Source organism: Massilia alkalitolerans DSM 17462, from assembly GCF_000427785.1.
Lineage (GTDB): Bacteria > Pseudomonadota > Gammaproteobacteria > Burkholderiales > Burkholderiaceae_D > Telluria > Telluria alkalitolerans.
Genome location: NZ_ATYR01000007.1, coordinates 195922 through 211297, shown reverse-complemented (window position 1 = coordinate 211297; position 15376 = coordinate 195922). Strand labels below are relative to the sequence as shown.

The 15376-nt window shown below is 64.9% G+C and carries 14 protein-coding genes; all 14 read left to right on the top strand.

Annotation, left to right across the window (positions count from 1 at the left end):
* The first annotated feature begins 833 nt into the window (after positions 1–833).
* The 14 genes from YWC_RS0110065 (at position 834) to YWC_RS0110000 (ending at position 15375) form a co-directional block, all read left to right on the top strand.
* Positions 834–1499, top strand: coding sequence for an energy transducer TonB (locus tag YWC_RS0110065; protein ID WP_027865244.1), 666 nt, complete (start codon positions 834–836; stop codon positions 1497–1499).
* Positions 1500–1585: 86 nt separating this feature from the next.
* The gene (locus YWC_RS0110060; RefSeq protein WP_169728106.1) at positions 1586–2515 is read left to right on the top strand and encodes a MotA/TolQ/ExbB proton channel family protein; all 930 of its coding nucleotides are present in this window, start codon (positions 1586–1588) and stop codon (positions 2513–2515) included.
* Between the two features lie 2 nt (positions 2516–2517).
* Positions 2518–2946 carry an ExbD/TolR family protein gene (locus YWC_RS0110055; protein ID WP_027865242.1) on the top strand — a complete coding sequence of 143 codons (429 nt, stop codon included), beginning with the start codon at positions 2518–2520 and terminating at the stop codon, positions 2944–2946.
* 79 nt (positions 2947–3025) lie between these two features.
* Positions 3026–3460 (top strand): ExbD/TolR family protein, encoded by a 435-nt coding sequence (locus YWC_RS0110050; RefSeq protein WP_027865241.1) that lies wholly within the window; start codon positions 3026–3028, stop codon positions 3458–3460.
* Between the two features lie 68 nt (positions 3461–3528).
* Positions 3529–4755 (top strand): tetratricopeptide repeat protein, encoded by a 1227-nt coding sequence (locus YWC_RS0110045; RefSeq protein ID WP_027865240.1) that lies wholly within the window; start codon positions 3529–3531, stop codon positions 4753–4755.
* 177 nt (positions 4756–4932) lie between these two features.
* On the top strand, positions 4933–5904 hold the full coding sequence (locus YWC_RS0110040; protein ID WP_027865239.1) for a bifunctional riboflavin kinase/FAD synthetase: 972 nt from the start codon (positions 4933–4935) through the stop codon (positions 5902–5904).
* A 96-nt stretch (positions 5905–6000) separates the two neighbouring features.
* Positions 6001–8889 (top strand): isoleucine--tRNA ligase, encoded by a 2889-nt coding sequence (ileS, locus tag YWC_RS0110035; RefSeq protein WP_027865238.1) that lies wholly within the window; start codon positions 6001–6003, stop codon positions 8887–8889.
* A gap of 69 nt (positions 8890–8958) precedes the next feature.
* Positions 8959–9486 carry a signal peptidase II gene (lspA, locus tag YWC_RS0110030; protein ID WP_027865237.1) on the top strand — a complete coding sequence of 176 codons (528 nt, stop codon included), beginning with the start codon at positions 8959–8961 and terminating at the stop codon, positions 9484–9486.
* 43 nt (positions 9487–9529) lie between these two features.
* The gene (gene coaBC / locus YWC_RS0110025) at positions 9530–10750 is read left to right on the top strand and encodes a bifunctional phosphopantothenoylcysteine decarboxylase/phosphopantothenate--cysteine ligase CoaBC (protein ID WP_027865236.1); all 1221 of its coding nucleotides are present in this window, start codon (positions 9530–9532) and stop codon (positions 10748–10750) included.
* Between the two features lie 14 nt (positions 10751–10764).
* Positions 10765–11214 carry a dUTP diphosphatase gene (gene dut / locus YWC_RS0110020; protein ID WP_027865235.1) on the top strand — a complete coding sequence of 150 codons (450 nt, stop codon included), beginning with the start codon at positions 10765–10767 and terminating at the stop codon, positions 11212–11214.
* A 22-nt stretch (positions 11215–11236) separates the two neighbouring features.
* The gene (locus tag YWC_RS0110015; protein ID WP_027865234.1) at positions 11237–12316 is read left to right on the top strand and encodes a M48 family metallopeptidase; all 1080 of its coding nucleotides are present in this window, start codon (positions 11237–11239) and stop codon (positions 12314–12316) included.
* A gap of 141 nt (positions 12317–12457) precedes the next feature.
* Positions 12458–13483, top strand: a complete 1026-nt coding sequence (locus tag YWC_RS0110010; protein WP_027865233.1) for an XdhC family protein — start codon at positions 12458–12460, stop codon at positions 13481–13483.
* Positions 13484–13571: 88 nt separating this feature from the next.
* Positions 13572–14477, top strand: a complete 906-nt coding sequence (locus YWC_RS0110005; RefSeq protein ID WP_027865232.1) for a DMT family transporter — start codon at positions 13572–13574, stop codon at positions 14475–14477.
* A 10-nt stretch (positions 14478–14487) separates the two neighbouring features.
* Complete coding sequence (locus YWC_RS0110000) at positions 14488–15375, top strand: DNA-3-methyladenine glycosylase family protein (protein WP_027865231.1); 888 nt, start codon at positions 14488–14490, stop codon at positions 15373–15375.
* Position 15376 lies beyond the last annotated feature (1 nt).

Here is a 15376-nt window from a genome sequence, read left to right as displayed (position 1 = left end):
CGCCGCCCAAGCAATTTTCCTGTAATAATGCCTGCGCTGACCATTTCGGCTGGACCAATTTGCATCAAGCATGCGTTTGATGTCCTTGCAAGCGCCGGCCGGGCGTCTCGAGCGGCCATTTGGCGTCGAGATTGACGATGCATGTGGCTTCTGCACGGAGAACAAGTCTACCTGTGCAACCTAGCAGCGCCTTCTATCGCCCCGCGCCTCGTTTTACTACCCCCTCCCCAACCAAATGACCACCTCGACGTAATTTTTTTGCGCTTGAGTGCGCGAACACACTGTTCAAAACGCCAAATTCCATGTAGTTTTGCTATGCATGAGAAGCAGATATCCGCAAACCGGTTATCAAACGCACAACTGAAGCATATCAAGACGCGCTTTGCCCATGACTTTTAGCTATGCGTTTCGTGGGGCAGAAGCGGGTTCCAGGGCTGCTCAACAGTACGCGCTGCTTCCGCAAAACTGGCTATAGTTTTCGTAAATACCAAGATGTCATCATATGAAATTTGTTATGTGACCGCTTTGGCATGGAAAATTCGGCAAAACCGGGTTAGGTGCCTCACGATCCACAGATGGAGGAGAACTGCTACATAAAATTACAATTCACCCCTGCTTTCTGGACCACGCACGACCGGTCGCGGGACTTGTATAGATGGGCTTCTTTGCCTGTTTTTACAGGCAGTTAGCATCCCTTCGGGGGTGTAAAAATGTCTCCTCAAAAAAGAATTCGTAGGTATAATTCTTTGATGTCCCGGATGCGGCCCTAGATTTTTGTCGTGTTTAGTGGGTTTAGTGGCAACAAAAAAGAGTTGGTATTGGAGAAAGATGGCATGAATTTTACGCATGATAAGAACCCGGGCAGGAATTACACCGGTCTCGCCATTGTTATCCTGTTGCACGTGGTGGTGGCTTGGGCATTTATCAATGGCCTGGGCACCCGGATCGTCACCAAGGTAACCGAGGCTGTTGAAACAAAACTGATTGAAGAGGTGAAGCCGCCGCCGCCGCCGGAAACGCCGCCGCCGCCGCCGCCGCCGGAAATGAAGGCTCCGCCACCGCCGTTCATCCCGCCGGTCGAAGTCCAGGTGCAGCAGCCGCCGCCGCCGCAGAACGCGATCACGACGGCGACCAATACGCCGCCGCCGACCACGACTCTGGCCCCCCCGGCTCCGCCGGCGCCGCCAGCTCCACCGGCGCCGCCGCGTGCTGCAGGTCCGAGCCGTACCGAAGCAGTCGCCGACTTTAACACTTGCGCACGTCCGGAATATCCGCGTTCGTCGCAGCGTAACGAAGAAACCGGTACCACGACCCTGCAGTTCCTGATCGGGGCCGATGGTCGAGTGATGGAATCCAAGCTGCAGAAGTCGTCGGGCTTCCGCGATCTGGATCGGGCCGCACAATCGGCCCTGAGCAAATGCCGATTCAAGCCGGCCACTGTAGATGGTCAGCCGCAACAGGCGTGGACAGCGGTGCAGTACGTCTGGACGCTGGAATAAAACCGAGACGGAACATCGTCTCAACTCAATGATTTTCGTTGTCAATAGTTCAGCGAACTGTCTATTTTTATATTTTTGGAGGAAGCATGTTTAAGAATACCCGTTTGTCCGCTATGCTGGCGGCTGTCCTGTTCTCGGTAACGGCGGCATCGGCCCTGGTTTCCGCACCGGCCTTCGCTGACGCTCCTGCTGCAGGCGCCACCGCTCCGGCGGCTGACGCGGCTGCCCCGGCTGCCGACGCAGCAGCACCGGCTGCCGACGCTGCAGCTGCTCCGGCTGACGCAGCTGCACCGGCTGCCGCCGAAGGCGCTACCGAAGAAGTCCACAACCCGTACGGCATCGAAGCCATGTGGGAAGAAGGCGACTTCGTCAACAAGGGCACCATCATCATCCTGGCACTGATGTCGATCGGTTCGTGGTACATCATCATCACCAAACTGATCGACCAGCAGAAGATCATGCGCCAGTCGAAGGAAGCTTCGGCCAAGTTCTGGAAAGCACCGTCGATCGCCGCTGGCTCGGCTCAGCTGAAAGAAGGCTCGCCGTTCCGCTTCATCGCTGAAACCGGCACCAAGGCAACCCAGCACCACGACGGCGCCCTGCTCGAGCAGATCGACCTGTCGACCTGGGTGACCATGCAGATCCAGCGCGCCGTGGACCGCGTCCAGTCGCGCCTGCAGGATGGCCTGTCGTTCCTGGCAACCGTCGGTTCGACCTCGCCGTTCATCGGTCTGTTCGGTACCGTCTGGGGCATCTACAACGCGCTGACCGCCATCGGTATGTCGGGTAACGCGTCGATCGACAAAGTGGCAGGCCCGGTGGGTGAAGCACTGATCATGACCGCATTCGGTCTGTTCGTTGCAGTCCCGGCGGTTCTGGGTTACAACTGGCTGGTTCGTCGTAACAAGTCGGTCATGGAAGACGTCCGTTCGTTCTCGGCTGACGTGCACTCGGTCCTGATCTCGGGCGCCATGTCGACCTCGAACGCTGCTGCTGGCGCCAAGAAGGCTGGTTAATCATGTCGATGAGTGTCGGCTCCGATTCCGGAGATGATGATGCCGTGATGTCAGAGATCAACACGACGCCGCTAGTCGACATCATGTTGGTTCTTCTGATCATCTTCCTGATCACCAGCCCGGTGGTTCTGAACCTGCAGAAAGTGAACCTGCCTGCAGAAACGAACCAGGTCACCAAGACCAAGCCGGAAGACGTCAACATCACCATCAACAAAGATGGCGAGATGTACTACAACCAGACCCGCATCGCGAACACGGACGAGCTGTTCAAGTTCCTCGCGGAGCAGTCGGTGAAAGTGCCGCAGCCGGCAGTGAAAGTTCGTGGCGACCAGGAATCCCGCTACGAATCGATCGGCCGGGTGATCTACACGGCACAACGTGCTGGGATTCAGAAGGTCGGTTTCGTTATCGAACCGCCTGACAAGGGCTAACACCCTGTCCGCGATATCGAGGTTTCTCAGGAGACCTTGATATCGCGTCCGAGACCCCAACATTTGAAAAGGAAACACCATGGGCATGAACGTAGGTTCGGGCTCCGCTAAAGGAGCCGATCCGGAACCGATGATGGAAATGAACATGACGCCGCTGATCGACGTCCTGCTCGTTCTCATCATTATGATGATTATCACGATTCCGAAACAAAACCACTCGGTCAATCTGAACATGCCGGTCGGCACCCCGCCACCGCAGACGAATGAGAAACCGGTGGTCGTGACGATCGACGTGGACTTCGACGGCACCATCCTGTGGGATGGCCAGGTAGTCTCGGATCGCGCGGAACTGGAAGCCAAGATGAACGGCGTCGCTGCGATGCCGAACCAGCCGGAAGTGCACCTGCGTCCGAACAAGCTGGTCGAGTACAAGGTGGTGGCCGGTGTCATGGCAACCGCTCAGCGTCTCGGCGTCACCAAGATCGGCATGGTCGGTAACGAGCAGTTCCAGTAATCGATCCATGTTTGACCAACACGGCAGGGTTTCCCTGCCGTGTCCATTTTGAAGAAGGATGTTTTCAGATGATTAAATTCCGTCTCGCACACCTTGGCCTCGCACTGGCCGCCCTCGGTTTCACTGCAACCATCCCTGTCGTTGGCCTGGCTCCTGTGCACGCTGCGGTCACCCTGCGTCCGGAAGTCGGCAAGCCGCTGCAACAGGCGCAGTCGCTGCTGAAACAGGGCAACGCCAAGGGCGCACTGGCCGCCCTGCGCGACGCGGACAAGGCAGCAAAGACCGATGACGAACGCTTCCTGATCGAGCGCGTGCGCGCCTCGGCAGCTTCGTCGGCCGGCGATTGGGGCCTTGCGGCCACCTCGTTCGAAAAGCTGCTCGACTCGGGCAAGCTGAGCGCGTCCGAGCGCTCGCAGTTCTCGGAAGGCCTGGTCGGCATCTACATGCGCGCCGGCGACCTGAACAAGGCGAACGCCGCCATCCTGAAGCTGCTGCAGAAGGGTAACGATCCGAAGCTGCGCGCCTACCTGCTGCAGAACTACTACAAGCAGGGCAATGTCGCCGCGCTCGAGCAGGAACTGCGCAAAGCCGAACAGAGCGGCCGCCTGAGCGAAGACGAGCTCGGCATGCTGGCCAACATCCAGCTGAAGAAGAACGACAAGGCCGGCTACGTGCAGACCATCGAGAAGCTGGCCGCCGGCTACCCGAAGGCCCAGTACTGGAACGACCTGCTGAACCGCGTCCAGGGCAAGCCTGGCTTCTCGGGCCGCCTGGCAGTGGACGTGTACCGTCTGAAGCTGGCCAACAACCTGATGAAGAAGCCAAGCGAGTTCATGGAAATGGCCCAGCTGGTGCTGCAGGCGAAAGCTCCGGCCGAAGCGCTGAAGGTCATCGACAAGGGCTACAAGGCCGGCGCCCTGGGCACCGGTGCGGACGCCGAGCGTCACAAGCGCCTGAAGGACCTGGCCGAGAAGAACCTGGCCGAGCAGAACAAGGGCGTCGCCGCCCTGGAAGCCGAATACACCGCCGCCAAGGACAACGACGCGCTGGTGGGCCTCGGCTACGCGCTGGTGCAGGCTGGCCAGGCCGACAAGGGTCTGAAGATGATGGAAACCGCCATCAAGGCCGGCAACCTGCGTTACGCTGACGAAGCCAAGCTGCGCCTGGGCGAAGCCTACGCCGCAGCCGGCAAGAAGCAGCAGGCCATCAGCACGCTCAAGACCGTCGGCGGCAAGGACGGCAGCGCCGACCTGGCCCGCTACTGGATCATGGCGATCAACCGTCCGATCGCCTGATCGGACGAGCGAGCGCTCCCGGTCGAGCGATCCGAAACGCCGCCTGTTCGCAGGCGGCGTTTTTTATTGCGCCAACGCATCCCCCTCTCCGGGGGCTTCGTTGCTGTGCAACATGCGAGTTACCGTATAATCAGGTATTTCGCGCCGGACCGGCCGGCTGCGCCACTGGAAGCATTGATGAAGGTATTTCGCGGACTACCCAACGACAGGGCGCGCGCACCCTGCGCCCTCACGATCGGCAACTTTGACGGTGTCCACCGCGGCCACCAGGCATTGTTGGCGCACGTGCGCGGCGCCGCCATGGCGCTCGGGATCGAAGCCGCCGTGATGACCTTCGAACCGCACCCGCGCGAATACTTCGCCCGCAAGATGGGCGACCTGTCGAAAGCCCCCGCCCGCATCGCCAACCTGCGCGACAAGCTGGAAGACCTGTCCGCCGCCGGCATCGATCGCGTCATCGTCGAGCATTTCAACGAACACTTCGCCGCCCAGTCGCCGCGCGATTTCATCGAGCGCGTGCTGGTCGACGGCCTGCACGTCAAATGGCTGATGGTGGGCGACGACTTCCGCTTCGGCGCCCGGCGTGCGGGCGACATCGCCATGCTGCAGGAAGCCGGCCGCGAGTACGGCTTCCAGGTCGCGACCCTGGATGCCGTGATGCTGGGCGAGCGCCGCATCTCGTCCTCGGCCGTGCGCGAAGCGCTTGCCGCCGGCGACTTCGGCGCCACCCAGCAGCTGCTCGGCCACCCCTACGCCATGTCGGGCCACGTGATCCATGGGCAGAAGCTCGGCCGCACGCTGGGCTTCCCGACCCTGAACCTGCGCGTGGCGCACCGCCCTGCCCTTGCCGGCATCTTCGTGGTGCAGGTGCACGGCCTGGCGGAGCAGCCCTTGCCGGCCGTCGCCAGCCTCGGCGTGCGCCCTACCGTCGAGGACCAGGGACGCATGCTGCTGGAAGTGCACGTGTTCGACTACGACCAGAGCGCCTACGGCAAGCTGGTGCGCGTCGAATTCCTCGCCAAGCTGCGCGACGAGGAGAAATACGTCGACCTGCCCACGCTCACCGACGCGATCGAGCGCGACGCCGTCCAGGCACGCGCCTTCTTCGCGCACCGTAACGGCGCGCTCACCGCGACCGACCGAATTTGACGCCTCGCATTTGACACCTTCCAGGCAAGCCGGCCGAAACCGGCGCACACGCGGCCCCGCCGCGAGACTGAACCGAATCCCCTAGAGAAAAACCTTATGTCCGATACCAAACCCGTCCAGAACAAGGCCCAGAAGGGCGCCAAGCCAGAGAGCAAATACCCGGTCAACATGACCGACACCCCCTTCCCGATGCGCGGCGACCTCGCCAAGCGCGAGCCGGGCTGGGTCAAGCAGTGGCAGGACAAGAAGATCTACCAGCGCATCCGCAAGGCGGCGGCCGGCCGTCCGAAGTTCATCCTGCACGATGGCCCGCCGTATGCGAACGGCGACATCCACCTCGGCCACGCCGTCAACAAGATCCTGAAGGACATGGTCGTCAAATCGCGCACCATGGCCGGCTTCGACGCGCCCTACGTGCCGGGCTGGGACTGCCACGGCATGCCGATCGAGATCCAGATCGAAAAGCAGTTCGGCAAGAACCTGCCGACCGCCGAGGTGCTGCAGAAGGCGCGCGCCTACGCGCTCGAGCAGATCGACCGCCAGCGTGCCGGCTTCATCCGCCTGGGCGTGCTGGGCGAATGGGAAAACCCCTACATGACCATGGCCTACGGGAACGAGGCGGACGAGCTGCGCGCCCTCGGCAAGCTGCTGGAGAAAGGTTACGTGTACCGCGGCCTCAAACCGGTGAACTGGTGCTTCGACTGCGGCTCGGCACTGGCCGAGGCCGAAGTGGAATACCAGGACAAGCGCGACCCGGCGATCGACGTCGGCTTCCCGTTCGCCGAACCGGAGAAAGTCGCCGCGGCCTTCGGCCTGGCGCAGCTGCCGACCACCAATGGCTTCATCGTGATCTGGACCACCACCCCATGGACCATCCCGTCGAACCAGGCCCTGAACGCCAACCCGGAAGTGACGTACGCGCTGGTGCAGGCCGAACGTGACGGCCAGCCGCTGCTGCTGATCCTGGCGCAGGACCTGGTCGAGGCCACCCTGCAGCGCTACAAGCTGGAAGGTCGAATCATCGCCACCACCCTGGGCGCCAGCTTGGCGAGCCTCCGCTTCAAGCATCCGCTGCACGCGCAGGACCCGTTCTACGACCGCACTTCCCCGGTCTACCTGGCCGACTACGTGACCACCGACAGCGGCACCGGCGTGGTCCACTCGGCGCCTGCCTACGGCCTGGAAGACTTCCAGTCCTGCAAGGCGCACGGCATGAAGGACGACGAGATCCTGAAACCGGTGATGGGCGACGGCCGCTTCGCCTCGACTCTGCCGCTGTTCGGCGGACTCACCATCTGGGAAGCGTCGAAGCCGATCTGCGAAGCCCTGCGCGCCGCCGGCGCCCTGTTCGAACTGAAGATGTTCGACCACAGCTACATGCACTGCTGGCGCCACAAGACCCCGATCGTCTACCGCGCCACCAGCCAGTGGTTCGCCGGCATGGACGTCACCCCGAAGGACGGCGGCCCCTCCCTGCGCGAAACCGCGCTGGCCGGCATCGCCGAGACCCAATTCTTCCCGGACTGGGGCCAGGCGCGCCTGCAGGGCATGATCGCCAACCGTCCGGACTGGACCCTGTCGCGCCAGCGCCAGTGGGGCGTGCCGATGGCCTTCTTCCTGCACAAGGAAACCGGCGAGCTGCATCCGCGCACCCCGGAGCTGCTGGAGCAGGTCGCCAAGCTGATCGAAGCCAAAGGCATCGAAGCCTGGCAGCAGCTGGAGCCGAGCGAACTGCTGGGCGAGGACGCCGCCAACTACGAGAAGAACAAGGACACGCTGGACGTGTGGTTCGACTCGGGCTCGACCCACCAGACCGTGCTGCGCGGCTCGCACAAGGAGCAGTCCGCCTTCCCGGCCGACCTCTACCTGGAAGGCTCGGACCAGCACCGCGGCTGGTTCCACTCCTCGCTGCTGACCTCTTCGATGCTCAACGGCCGTCCGCCGTACAAGGCGCTGTTGACCCACGGCTTCACCGTCGACGAGAACGGCAAGAAGATGTCGAAGTCGCTCGGCAACACGCTGGCGCCGCAGAAGATCTCCGATACCCTCGGCGCCGACATCCTGCGCCTGTGGGTGGCCTCGACCGACTACACCGGCGAGCTGTCGATCGGCGACGAGATCCTCAAGCGCGTCACCGAATCCTACCGACGCATCCGCAACACGCTGCGCTTCCTGCTGGCGAACACCTCGGACTTCGACCCGGCGAAGGATGCCGTGCCGGTGGCCGAGCTGCTCGAGATCGACCGCTACGCGATTGCCGCGATGGCCCAGCTTCAGGGCGACATCGCCGGTCACTTCGAGCGCTACGAGTTCCACCCGGTGGTGGCGCGCCTGCAGAATTACTGCTCGGAAGACCTGGGCGGCTTCTACCTCGACATCCTGAAGGACCGCCTGTACACCACCGGCGTCGAGTCGACGGCCCGCCGCTCGGCCCAGACCGCGCTGTGGCACATCGCCCATGCGCTGCTGCGCGTCATGGCCCCGATCCTGTCCTTCACCGCCGAGGAAGCCTGGGCCGTGTTCGCGGGCCAGCAGGCCTATGCGCAGAGCGACGAGACCATCTTCACGCAAACGCTGTGGACCTTCCCGGACGTCGCGGACGGCGAAGCCCTGCTGGCCAAGTACGCCGCGCTGCGCGAAGTACGTGCCGACGTGACCAAGCAGCTGGAAGAAGTGCGCGCCTCGGGCGCCATCGGCTCCTCGTTGCAGGCGGAACTGGCGATCAAGGCCGCGGGCGAGAAATTCCAGCTGCTGGCCAGCCTCGAGGATGACCTGAAGTTCGTGTTCATCACCTCGCAGGCCAGCGTGGAACAGGTGGCGGACGCCGCCAACGAAGCAGTGACCGTGACCCCGTCGGAAGCGGAAAAGTGCGAGCGCTGCTGGCATTACCGCCGCGACGTCGGCCACGACCATGCGCATGCCGGCCTGTGCGGCCGCTGCACCAGCAACCTGTTCGGCAGCGGCGAAGCCCGCCGCTACGCCTGACCTTCCCCTCACGGGGTTCCACCGCCATGCCGGCCCTCGGGCCGGCATGGCGGGCACCGACCTGACACCATGGCCACCAAAACCAAAAAAGCTTCTCCGGGCGCCAAGCCCCTCTACAAGCCTTCCGCCAGCCTGTTCCCATGGCTCGGCCTGGCGGCGATCATCGTCCTGCTCGACCAGGTGACCAAGCTCACCGTCGAGCGCACCTTCGCCTATGCCGAGACGCTGCCGATCACCAGCTTCTTCAACCTGATCAAGGTCTACAACCCCGGCGCGGCGTTCAGCTTCCTCGGCGACGCCAGCGGCTGGCAGCGCTGGCTCTTCCTCGGCATCGCCCTCGGCGCGGTCGGCTTCTGCCTGTACATGATCAAGAAGAACGCCAGCCAGCGCCTGTTCTGCTTCGCGCTGGCCCTGATCATGGCGGGCGCCATCGGCAACGGCATCGACCGCGTCGTGCACGGCCACGTGATCGACTTCCTCGACTTCTACTGGCGAGGCATCGGCCACTTCCCGGCCTTTAACATCGCCGACATCGGCATTTCGGTCGGCGCGGCCTTGTTCGTCCTGGACGAACTGCGGCGCGTGAACAAGTCCTGAGCATTAACGCATCAACTGAGCTGAATCCGGAGTCATCATGAGCATGGACCTCAAGGGCAAGAAGATCGTCCTCGGCCTCACCGGCGGCGTGGCCTGCTACAAGGCGGCGGAACTGTGCCGTTCCCTCGTCAAGGAAGGCGCCAGCGTGCAGGTGGTCATGACCGAGGCGGCCACCCACTTCATCGGCACGGTCACCATGCAGGCCCTGTCCGGCCAGACGGTCTATACCGACCAGTGGGATCCGCGCATGGCCAACAACATGGCCCACATCGACCTGACGCGCGACGCCGACGCCATCCTGGTCGCGCCCTGCTCGGCCGACTTCATCCGCAAGCTGGCGCACGGCGCCTGCAACGACCTGCTGTCGACCCTGTGCGTGGCCCGTCCGCGCCGCGTGCCGCTGCTGGTGGCGCCGGCGATGAACGTCGAGATGTGGGAAAACCCGGCGACCCAGCGCAATGTGAAACAGCTGGTCGAGGACGGCATTTGCCTGTTCGGCCCGGCGGCCGGCTCCCAGGCCTGCGGCGAGACCGGCCTGGGCCGCATGCTCGAGCCGGAAGAACTGGTCGAGGAACTGATCGCCTCCTTCCAGCACAAGGTGCTGGCGGGCCGCCGCGTCCTGATCACGGCCGGCCCCACGTTCGAGCCGATCGACCCGGTGCGCGGCATTACCAACCTCTCTTCGGGCAAGATGGGCTACGCGGTGGCGCGCGCGGCGCGCGAAGCCGGCGCCGAGGTCACCCTGGTGAGCGGCCCAACCTCCCTGAGCACACCGCACGGCGTGCGCCGCATCGACGTGCTCACCGCCCAGCAGATGCACGACGCCGTGATGGCGGGAGTGAGCGGCCAGCACGTCTTCATCGGCGTGGCGGCGGTGGCCGACTGGCGGGTGGCGAATGCCAGCGGCCAGAAGATCAAGAAGCAGGAAGGCGGCGGTGCGCCGCAGCTCGAGTTCGTGCAGAACGCCGACATCCTGGCCTCGGTCGCCGCCACCACCTCGCTGTCCGGCTGGCCCTACTGCGTGGGCTTCGCCGCCGAGTCCGAGAACCTGATGGAATTCGGCGCCGCCAAGCGCGAGAGAAAAGGCATTCCCCTGTTGGTGGGCAATATCGGCCCCCAGACCTTCGGGCAGGATGAGAACACCATCATCCTGTTCGACGAGAGCGGCCATACCGTGCTGCCGCGCGCCGACAAACTGAGCCTGGCGCGCCAGCTGGTGTCGGAAATCGCGAAACGCCTTGAACAGCGCTCCTTACTTACCTAAAGCATCAGAACAGCATGAAGAACATCGATCTCAAAATCCTCGATCCGCGCATGAAGGAGCTGCTCCCAAGCTACGGCACGCCCGGCAGCGCAGGCCTGGACCTGCGCGCCTGCATCGACGCCCCGCTCGTCATCGAGCCGGGCCAGACGACCCTGGTGCCGACCGGCCTGGCGATTCACATCGGCGACCCGGGCTATGCGGCCATGATCCTGCCGCGCAGTGGACTCGGCCATAAGAACGGCATCGTTCTCGGCAATCTGGTAGGCTTGATCGACTCCGACTACCAGGGACAGCTGATGGTCTCGACCTGGAACCGCGGCCACGCGAGCTTCACGCTGCAGCCGCTTGACCGGCTGGCCCAGCTCGTGATCGTGCCCGTGCTGCAGGTGGGTTTCAACGTGGTAGAGGAGTTCGCATCGAGCGAACGGGGCGCCGGAGGGTTCGGCAGCACCGGCAAACAATAAGAGACAAGGAATAAAGAGGACTATGATCGGTCAACATGTGCGCCAGACTGCGCTGGGTATTTCCATCGCCGTATTGCTCTCGGCCTGCGCCACGCAGTCACCGATGCAGCCGGGCCAGCCGCTCCCACCGGGGCAGGCGGCACCAGAGACGCCGCAAGTGACACCGGAGATGGCGGCGGCAGCCGAGACCCTCACCAGGATGGCGAGCCTGCAGGACCGCCTGTACAAGGTGGCCGCGCCCCTCCTCATCGACAATGCCGAACTGTGCACGCGCCATGCGCGCAACCTGCTCGGTTTCACCGCCAAGAACCGCTATACCTACCCCGGCAGCTACAACGACGCCGCGCACGCCGTGCTCGGCATGGGCGAGCGCCTGCAGGTCACCAATGTGCTGGCCGGCAGCGGCGCCGCCAAGGCCGGCCTGCGCAACGGCGACGAGCTGGTGGCCGCCGGCGGCAAGCCCTTGCCCACCGGCCCGAACGCGCTGTCGCAGGCCGGCGCCGTGTTCGGCCCCATCGTCGCGAAGCAGGCCAGCCTGCCGCTGACCATCGAGCGCCGCGGTTCGCAGCGCGACGTGACGGTGCCCGTGACCCGCGCCTGCGCCTTCGGCATCGAGCTGGGCAACGCGGACAACGTCAACGCCTATGCCGACGGCCAGCGCGTGATGGTCACGCGCGGCATGATGGGCTTCGTGCAGAACGACGACGAGCTGGCCTACGTGGTGGCGCACACGATGGCGCACAACATGCTGAACCATGCGGCCAGCCAGCGCAATGCCGCCACCATCGGCAGCATCATCGACAACCTCACCCGGATCGCGCCGGACACCTCGATGCTGATCGGCAGCGGCGGCATCAAGGCCATGCCGTCCACGCTCGACAGCGCCGCCGACCGCCTCGCAGTCTACCTGCTGGCGCGCGCCGATTACCGTGTCGAGGGCATCTCCGGGTTCTGGAAACGCTTCGCGGAAACCACTCCGGCGACGGTGCTGAACGGCCATACCGCCAACCACCCGGCGCTGGCGCAGCGCATGGCCGCGATCGACAAGGCGGTGGCCGAAGTCAAGGCCAAGAAGTCGGCCAACAAGCCGCTGACGCCCTGAGTTGCCAGCCCTTCCACCGAACGCGGACGCCTGGTGCGTCCGCGTTTGTTTTGGCTGTCTGCAGGCACCCTACAAGCCCGCCGTCCGGCAGGCTTGCCGCGTTTTTTGTATCATTGCCCATCCCGACCACAAAGCACAGCCATGGACAGCATCGACCTCGACGTATTGAAGACCTGCGACGCCTGGCTGGCCAGCGGCCGCCGCTGCCAGCTAGTGACGGTCATCAAGACCTGGGGCTCGAGCCCGCGCCCGATCGGCGCGCTCCTTGCCGTCTGCGACGACGGCAGCGTGGTCGGATCGGTCTCGGGCGGCTGCATCGAGGACGACCTGATCGAGAAGGTGCGCCGCAACGGCATCGAACTGGCGCGTCCCGAGATCGTCAGCTACGGCATCAGCGCCGACGAGGCGCACCGCTTCGGCCTGCCCTGCGGCGGCACCATCGAGCTGGCCATCGAGCCGCTGTCCCAGCACAGCCGCATCCGCGAACTGCTGGCGCGCCTGCACGAAGGCGAACTGGTCGAACGCCGCGTGACGCTTGCGACCGGCGCCGTCACCCTGGTACGCGCCGAGGCCGGCGCCATCCAGCGCGTGGAGGACGGCGTGCTGGCCACCATCCACGGCCCGCGCTGGCGCCTGTACATCATCGGCGCCGGCCCGCTGTCGCGCTTCCTGGCGCAGATCGCCAGCGGCATGGACTACCGCGTGGTCGTGTGCGACCCGCGCGAGGAATACCGCAGCGGCTGGAACCTGGCGGGCGTGGAACTGGTGCACGCCATGCCCGACGACCTGGTGATCGAAGCGCACCTGGATGCGCGCAGCGCGGTCGTCGCCCTGACCCACGACCCCAAGCTGGACGACCTGGCCCTGATGGAGGCGCTCAAGTCCGAGGCCTTCTATGTCGGCGCGATCGGCTCGCGCCTGAACAACGACAAGCGCCGCGAGCGCCTCAGGCTGTTCGACCTCAGCGAAGCCCAGCTGGCGCGCCTGCACGGCCCGATTGGCATCTACATCGGCAGCAAGACCCCGAGCGAGATCGCGGTCTCGATCATGGCCGAAATGACCGCCGTGAAGAACGGCGTACCTGCCGCCCTCTTGGTGCCGCATGCGGCCGCTCCTCAGCCGGCCGGCACCGCGGCCTGCACCGTGCTGCGCAGCGCAGCCGCGTGAGCCAGCCCGGCCCGAATTCCACGGCAAGAAGCGGATGGCGCGGCGTGCGCCCCGCCGCCACAATCGATCCTTTGTCCCACTCGTCCCGATGAATACCGTGAACATGCTGCGCCTGGTGGCGCTGGCCGCCATCTGGGGCGGCTCCTTCCTCTTCATGCGCATCGCCGCGCCCGTGCTCGGCCCCGCCGTTCTGATCGAGTACCGGGTGCTGTTCGCGGCCCTGTTCCTGCTAGGGATGGCCTGGGTGATGCGCCGCCGCGGCAAGGGCACGCCGCTCGACCTGCGCCAGCACTGGAAGCACTACCTGATGCTGGGCTTCTTCAACTCGGCCCTGCCCTTCCTGCTGTTCGCCTTCGCCGCGCGCACGCTGTCCGCTTCGGTGCTGTCGGTGCTGAACGCCACCGCGCCGATGTTCGGCGCACTGGTCGGGGCCGTGTGGGCGCGCCAGGGTGTCTCCGCACGCACCGGCCTCGGCCTGGTGCTGGGCACGGTCGGCGTGGCCCTGCTGGTCGGTTTCGACCATGTGTCGGAGCGTCCCGGCGCCGCGGTCGCGATCGCGGCCGCGCTGGTGGCGGCCTTCTGCTACAGCATCGCCAGCCAATACGCCAAGTCGGCCAAGGCGGTGCCGCCCTTCGCCAACGCGCATGGTTCGATGTGGGCCGCGACCCTGTTCGTGATCCCGGCCCTGCCCTTCTTCCCGTCGCCGGGCGTACCCACGGCCGGCATCTGGGCCGCGGTGCTCGCGCTGGGCGTGGTCTGCAGCGGCATCGCCTACATCCTCTACTTCAAGCTGATCGAAGAAGTCGGCACCACCTCGGCGCTGACAGTGACCTTCCTGAACCCGATGTTCGGCATCCTGTGGGGGGCGATCTTCCTGCACGAGGTGATCGGCTGGCCCACGCTGCTCGGCTCAGGCATCGTGCTGGTGGGCACGGCGCTGGTGACCGGCTTCGTGCCCTCCTTCCTGCGCGGGCCTGCCGCGCAGGCCAAGTAGGGACATCGCGATGCGCACCGAGATCATGCTCGACCTTCCGGCCGGCTACCGCAGCGAGGACGTGCTGGCCTTCCACAGCCGGGATGCGGAAGGGATCGCGGAGCAGGTGTCGCCCCGAGGCCTGCGCAAGGGTGTGCTGTTGGGTGGCACGCCCGTGGTGCTGGAAGTGCGCGTCGATTGCGACACCGCCGCTTGCTGCGTCGATGCCGATGGCGATGTGACGCCGGCACTGCTGGCACAGGCGCGCGAGGCCTTGCTGAGCATCCTCGGCCTGCGCATCGACCCGGCCGCGTTTGCCGCGTTCGCGCGCAATGATCCGGCGCTGGGCCCGGTCGTAGCGCGCCACCCGGGCCTGCGCATCGTCCAGTCGGCAACTGTGTTCGAAGCCCTGACCTGGGCCATCATCGGCCAGCAGATCAACCTGCCGTTTGCCATCTCGCTGCGCCGCACCTTGATCCAGCTCGCGGGCCGGGCCCATGCGAGCGGCCTGTGGTGCTATCCGGAGGCGGCCGGCGTCGCCCGCCTCGCCCTGGAAGACCTGACCAGCCGCAAGTTCTCGCGCTCGAAAGCCGAGACGCTGCTGCGCCTGGCCCGGCTCGTCGCCGACGGTCAGCTCGTGCTCGACCGCGGACGCCCCGTCGATGAGCTCGTGCAGGAATTGTTGGCCATCAAAGGCATCGGGCCCTGGACCGTCAATTACGCCCTGCTGCGCGGCTATGGCTACCCGGACTGCTCGCTGGAAGGCGACGTGGCCATCCGCACCGCCTTCCACCGCCTGCTGGGTGGCGACGCCCGTCCGGACATCCCGACCACGCAGCGCCTGCTGGAACGCTATGCGCCGCACCGCACGATGGCGGCGGCCTACCTGTGGGCCAGCCTCAGCGACACCGCCGCTTAGG

Excerpts from the sequence above, each read along its gene's own strand:
- YWC_RS0110065 (WP_027865244.1), top strand. The coding sequence starts at position 834 with ATGAATTTTACGCATGATAAGAACCCGGGCAGGAATTACACCGGTCTC.
- YWC_RS0110060 (WP_169728106.1), top strand. The coding sequence starts at position 1,586 with ATGTTTAAGAATACCCGTTTGTCCGCTATGCTGGCGGCTGTCCTGTTC.
- YWC_RS0110055 (WP_027865242.1), top strand. The coding sequence starts at position 2,518 with ATGTCGATGAGTGTCGGCTCCGATTCCGGAGATGATGATGCCGTGATG.
- YWC_RS0110050 (WP_027865241.1), top strand. The coding sequence starts at position 3,026 with ATGGGCATGAACGTAGGTTCGGGCTCCGCTAAAGGAGCCGATCCGGAA.
- YWC_RS0110045 (WP_027865240.1), top strand. The coding sequence starts at position 3,529 with ATGATTAAATTCCGTCTCGCACACCTTGGCCTCGCACTGGCCGCCCTC.
- YWC_RS0110040 (WP_027865239.1), top strand. The coding sequence starts at position 4,933 with ATGAAGGTATTTCGCGGACTACCCAACGACAGGGCGCGCGCACCCTGC.
- ileS (WP_027865238.1), top strand. The coding sequence starts at position 6,001 with ATGTCCGATACCAAACCCGTCCAGAACAAGGCCCAGAAGGGCGCCAAG.
- lspA (WP_027865237.1), top strand. The coding sequence starts at position 8,959 with ATGGCCACCAAAACCAAAAAAGCTTCTCCGGGCGCCAAGCCCCTCTAC.
- coaBC (WP_027865236.1), top strand. The coding sequence starts at position 9,530 with ATGGACCTCAAGGGCAAGAAGATCGTCCTCGGCCTCACCGGCGGCGTG.
- dut (WP_027865235.1), top strand. The coding sequence starts at position 10,765 with ATGAAGAACATCGATCTCAAAATCCTCGATCCGCGCATGAAGGAGCTG.
- YWC_RS0110015 (WP_027865234.1), top strand. The coding sequence starts at position 11,237 with ATGATCGGTCAACATGTGCGCCAGACTGCGCTGGGTATTTCCATCGCC.
- YWC_RS0110010 (WP_027865233.1), top strand. The coding sequence starts at position 12,458 with ATGGACAGCATCGACCTCGACGTATTGAAGACCTGCGACGCCTGGCTG.
- YWC_RS0110005 (WP_027865232.1), top strand. The coding sequence starts at position 13,572 with ATGAATACCGTGAACATGCTGCGCCTGGTGGCGCTGGCCGCCATCTGG.
- YWC_RS0110000 (WP_027865231.1), top strand. The coding sequence starts at position 14,488 with ATGCGCACCGAGATCATGCTCGACCTTCCGGCCGGCTACCGCAGCGAG.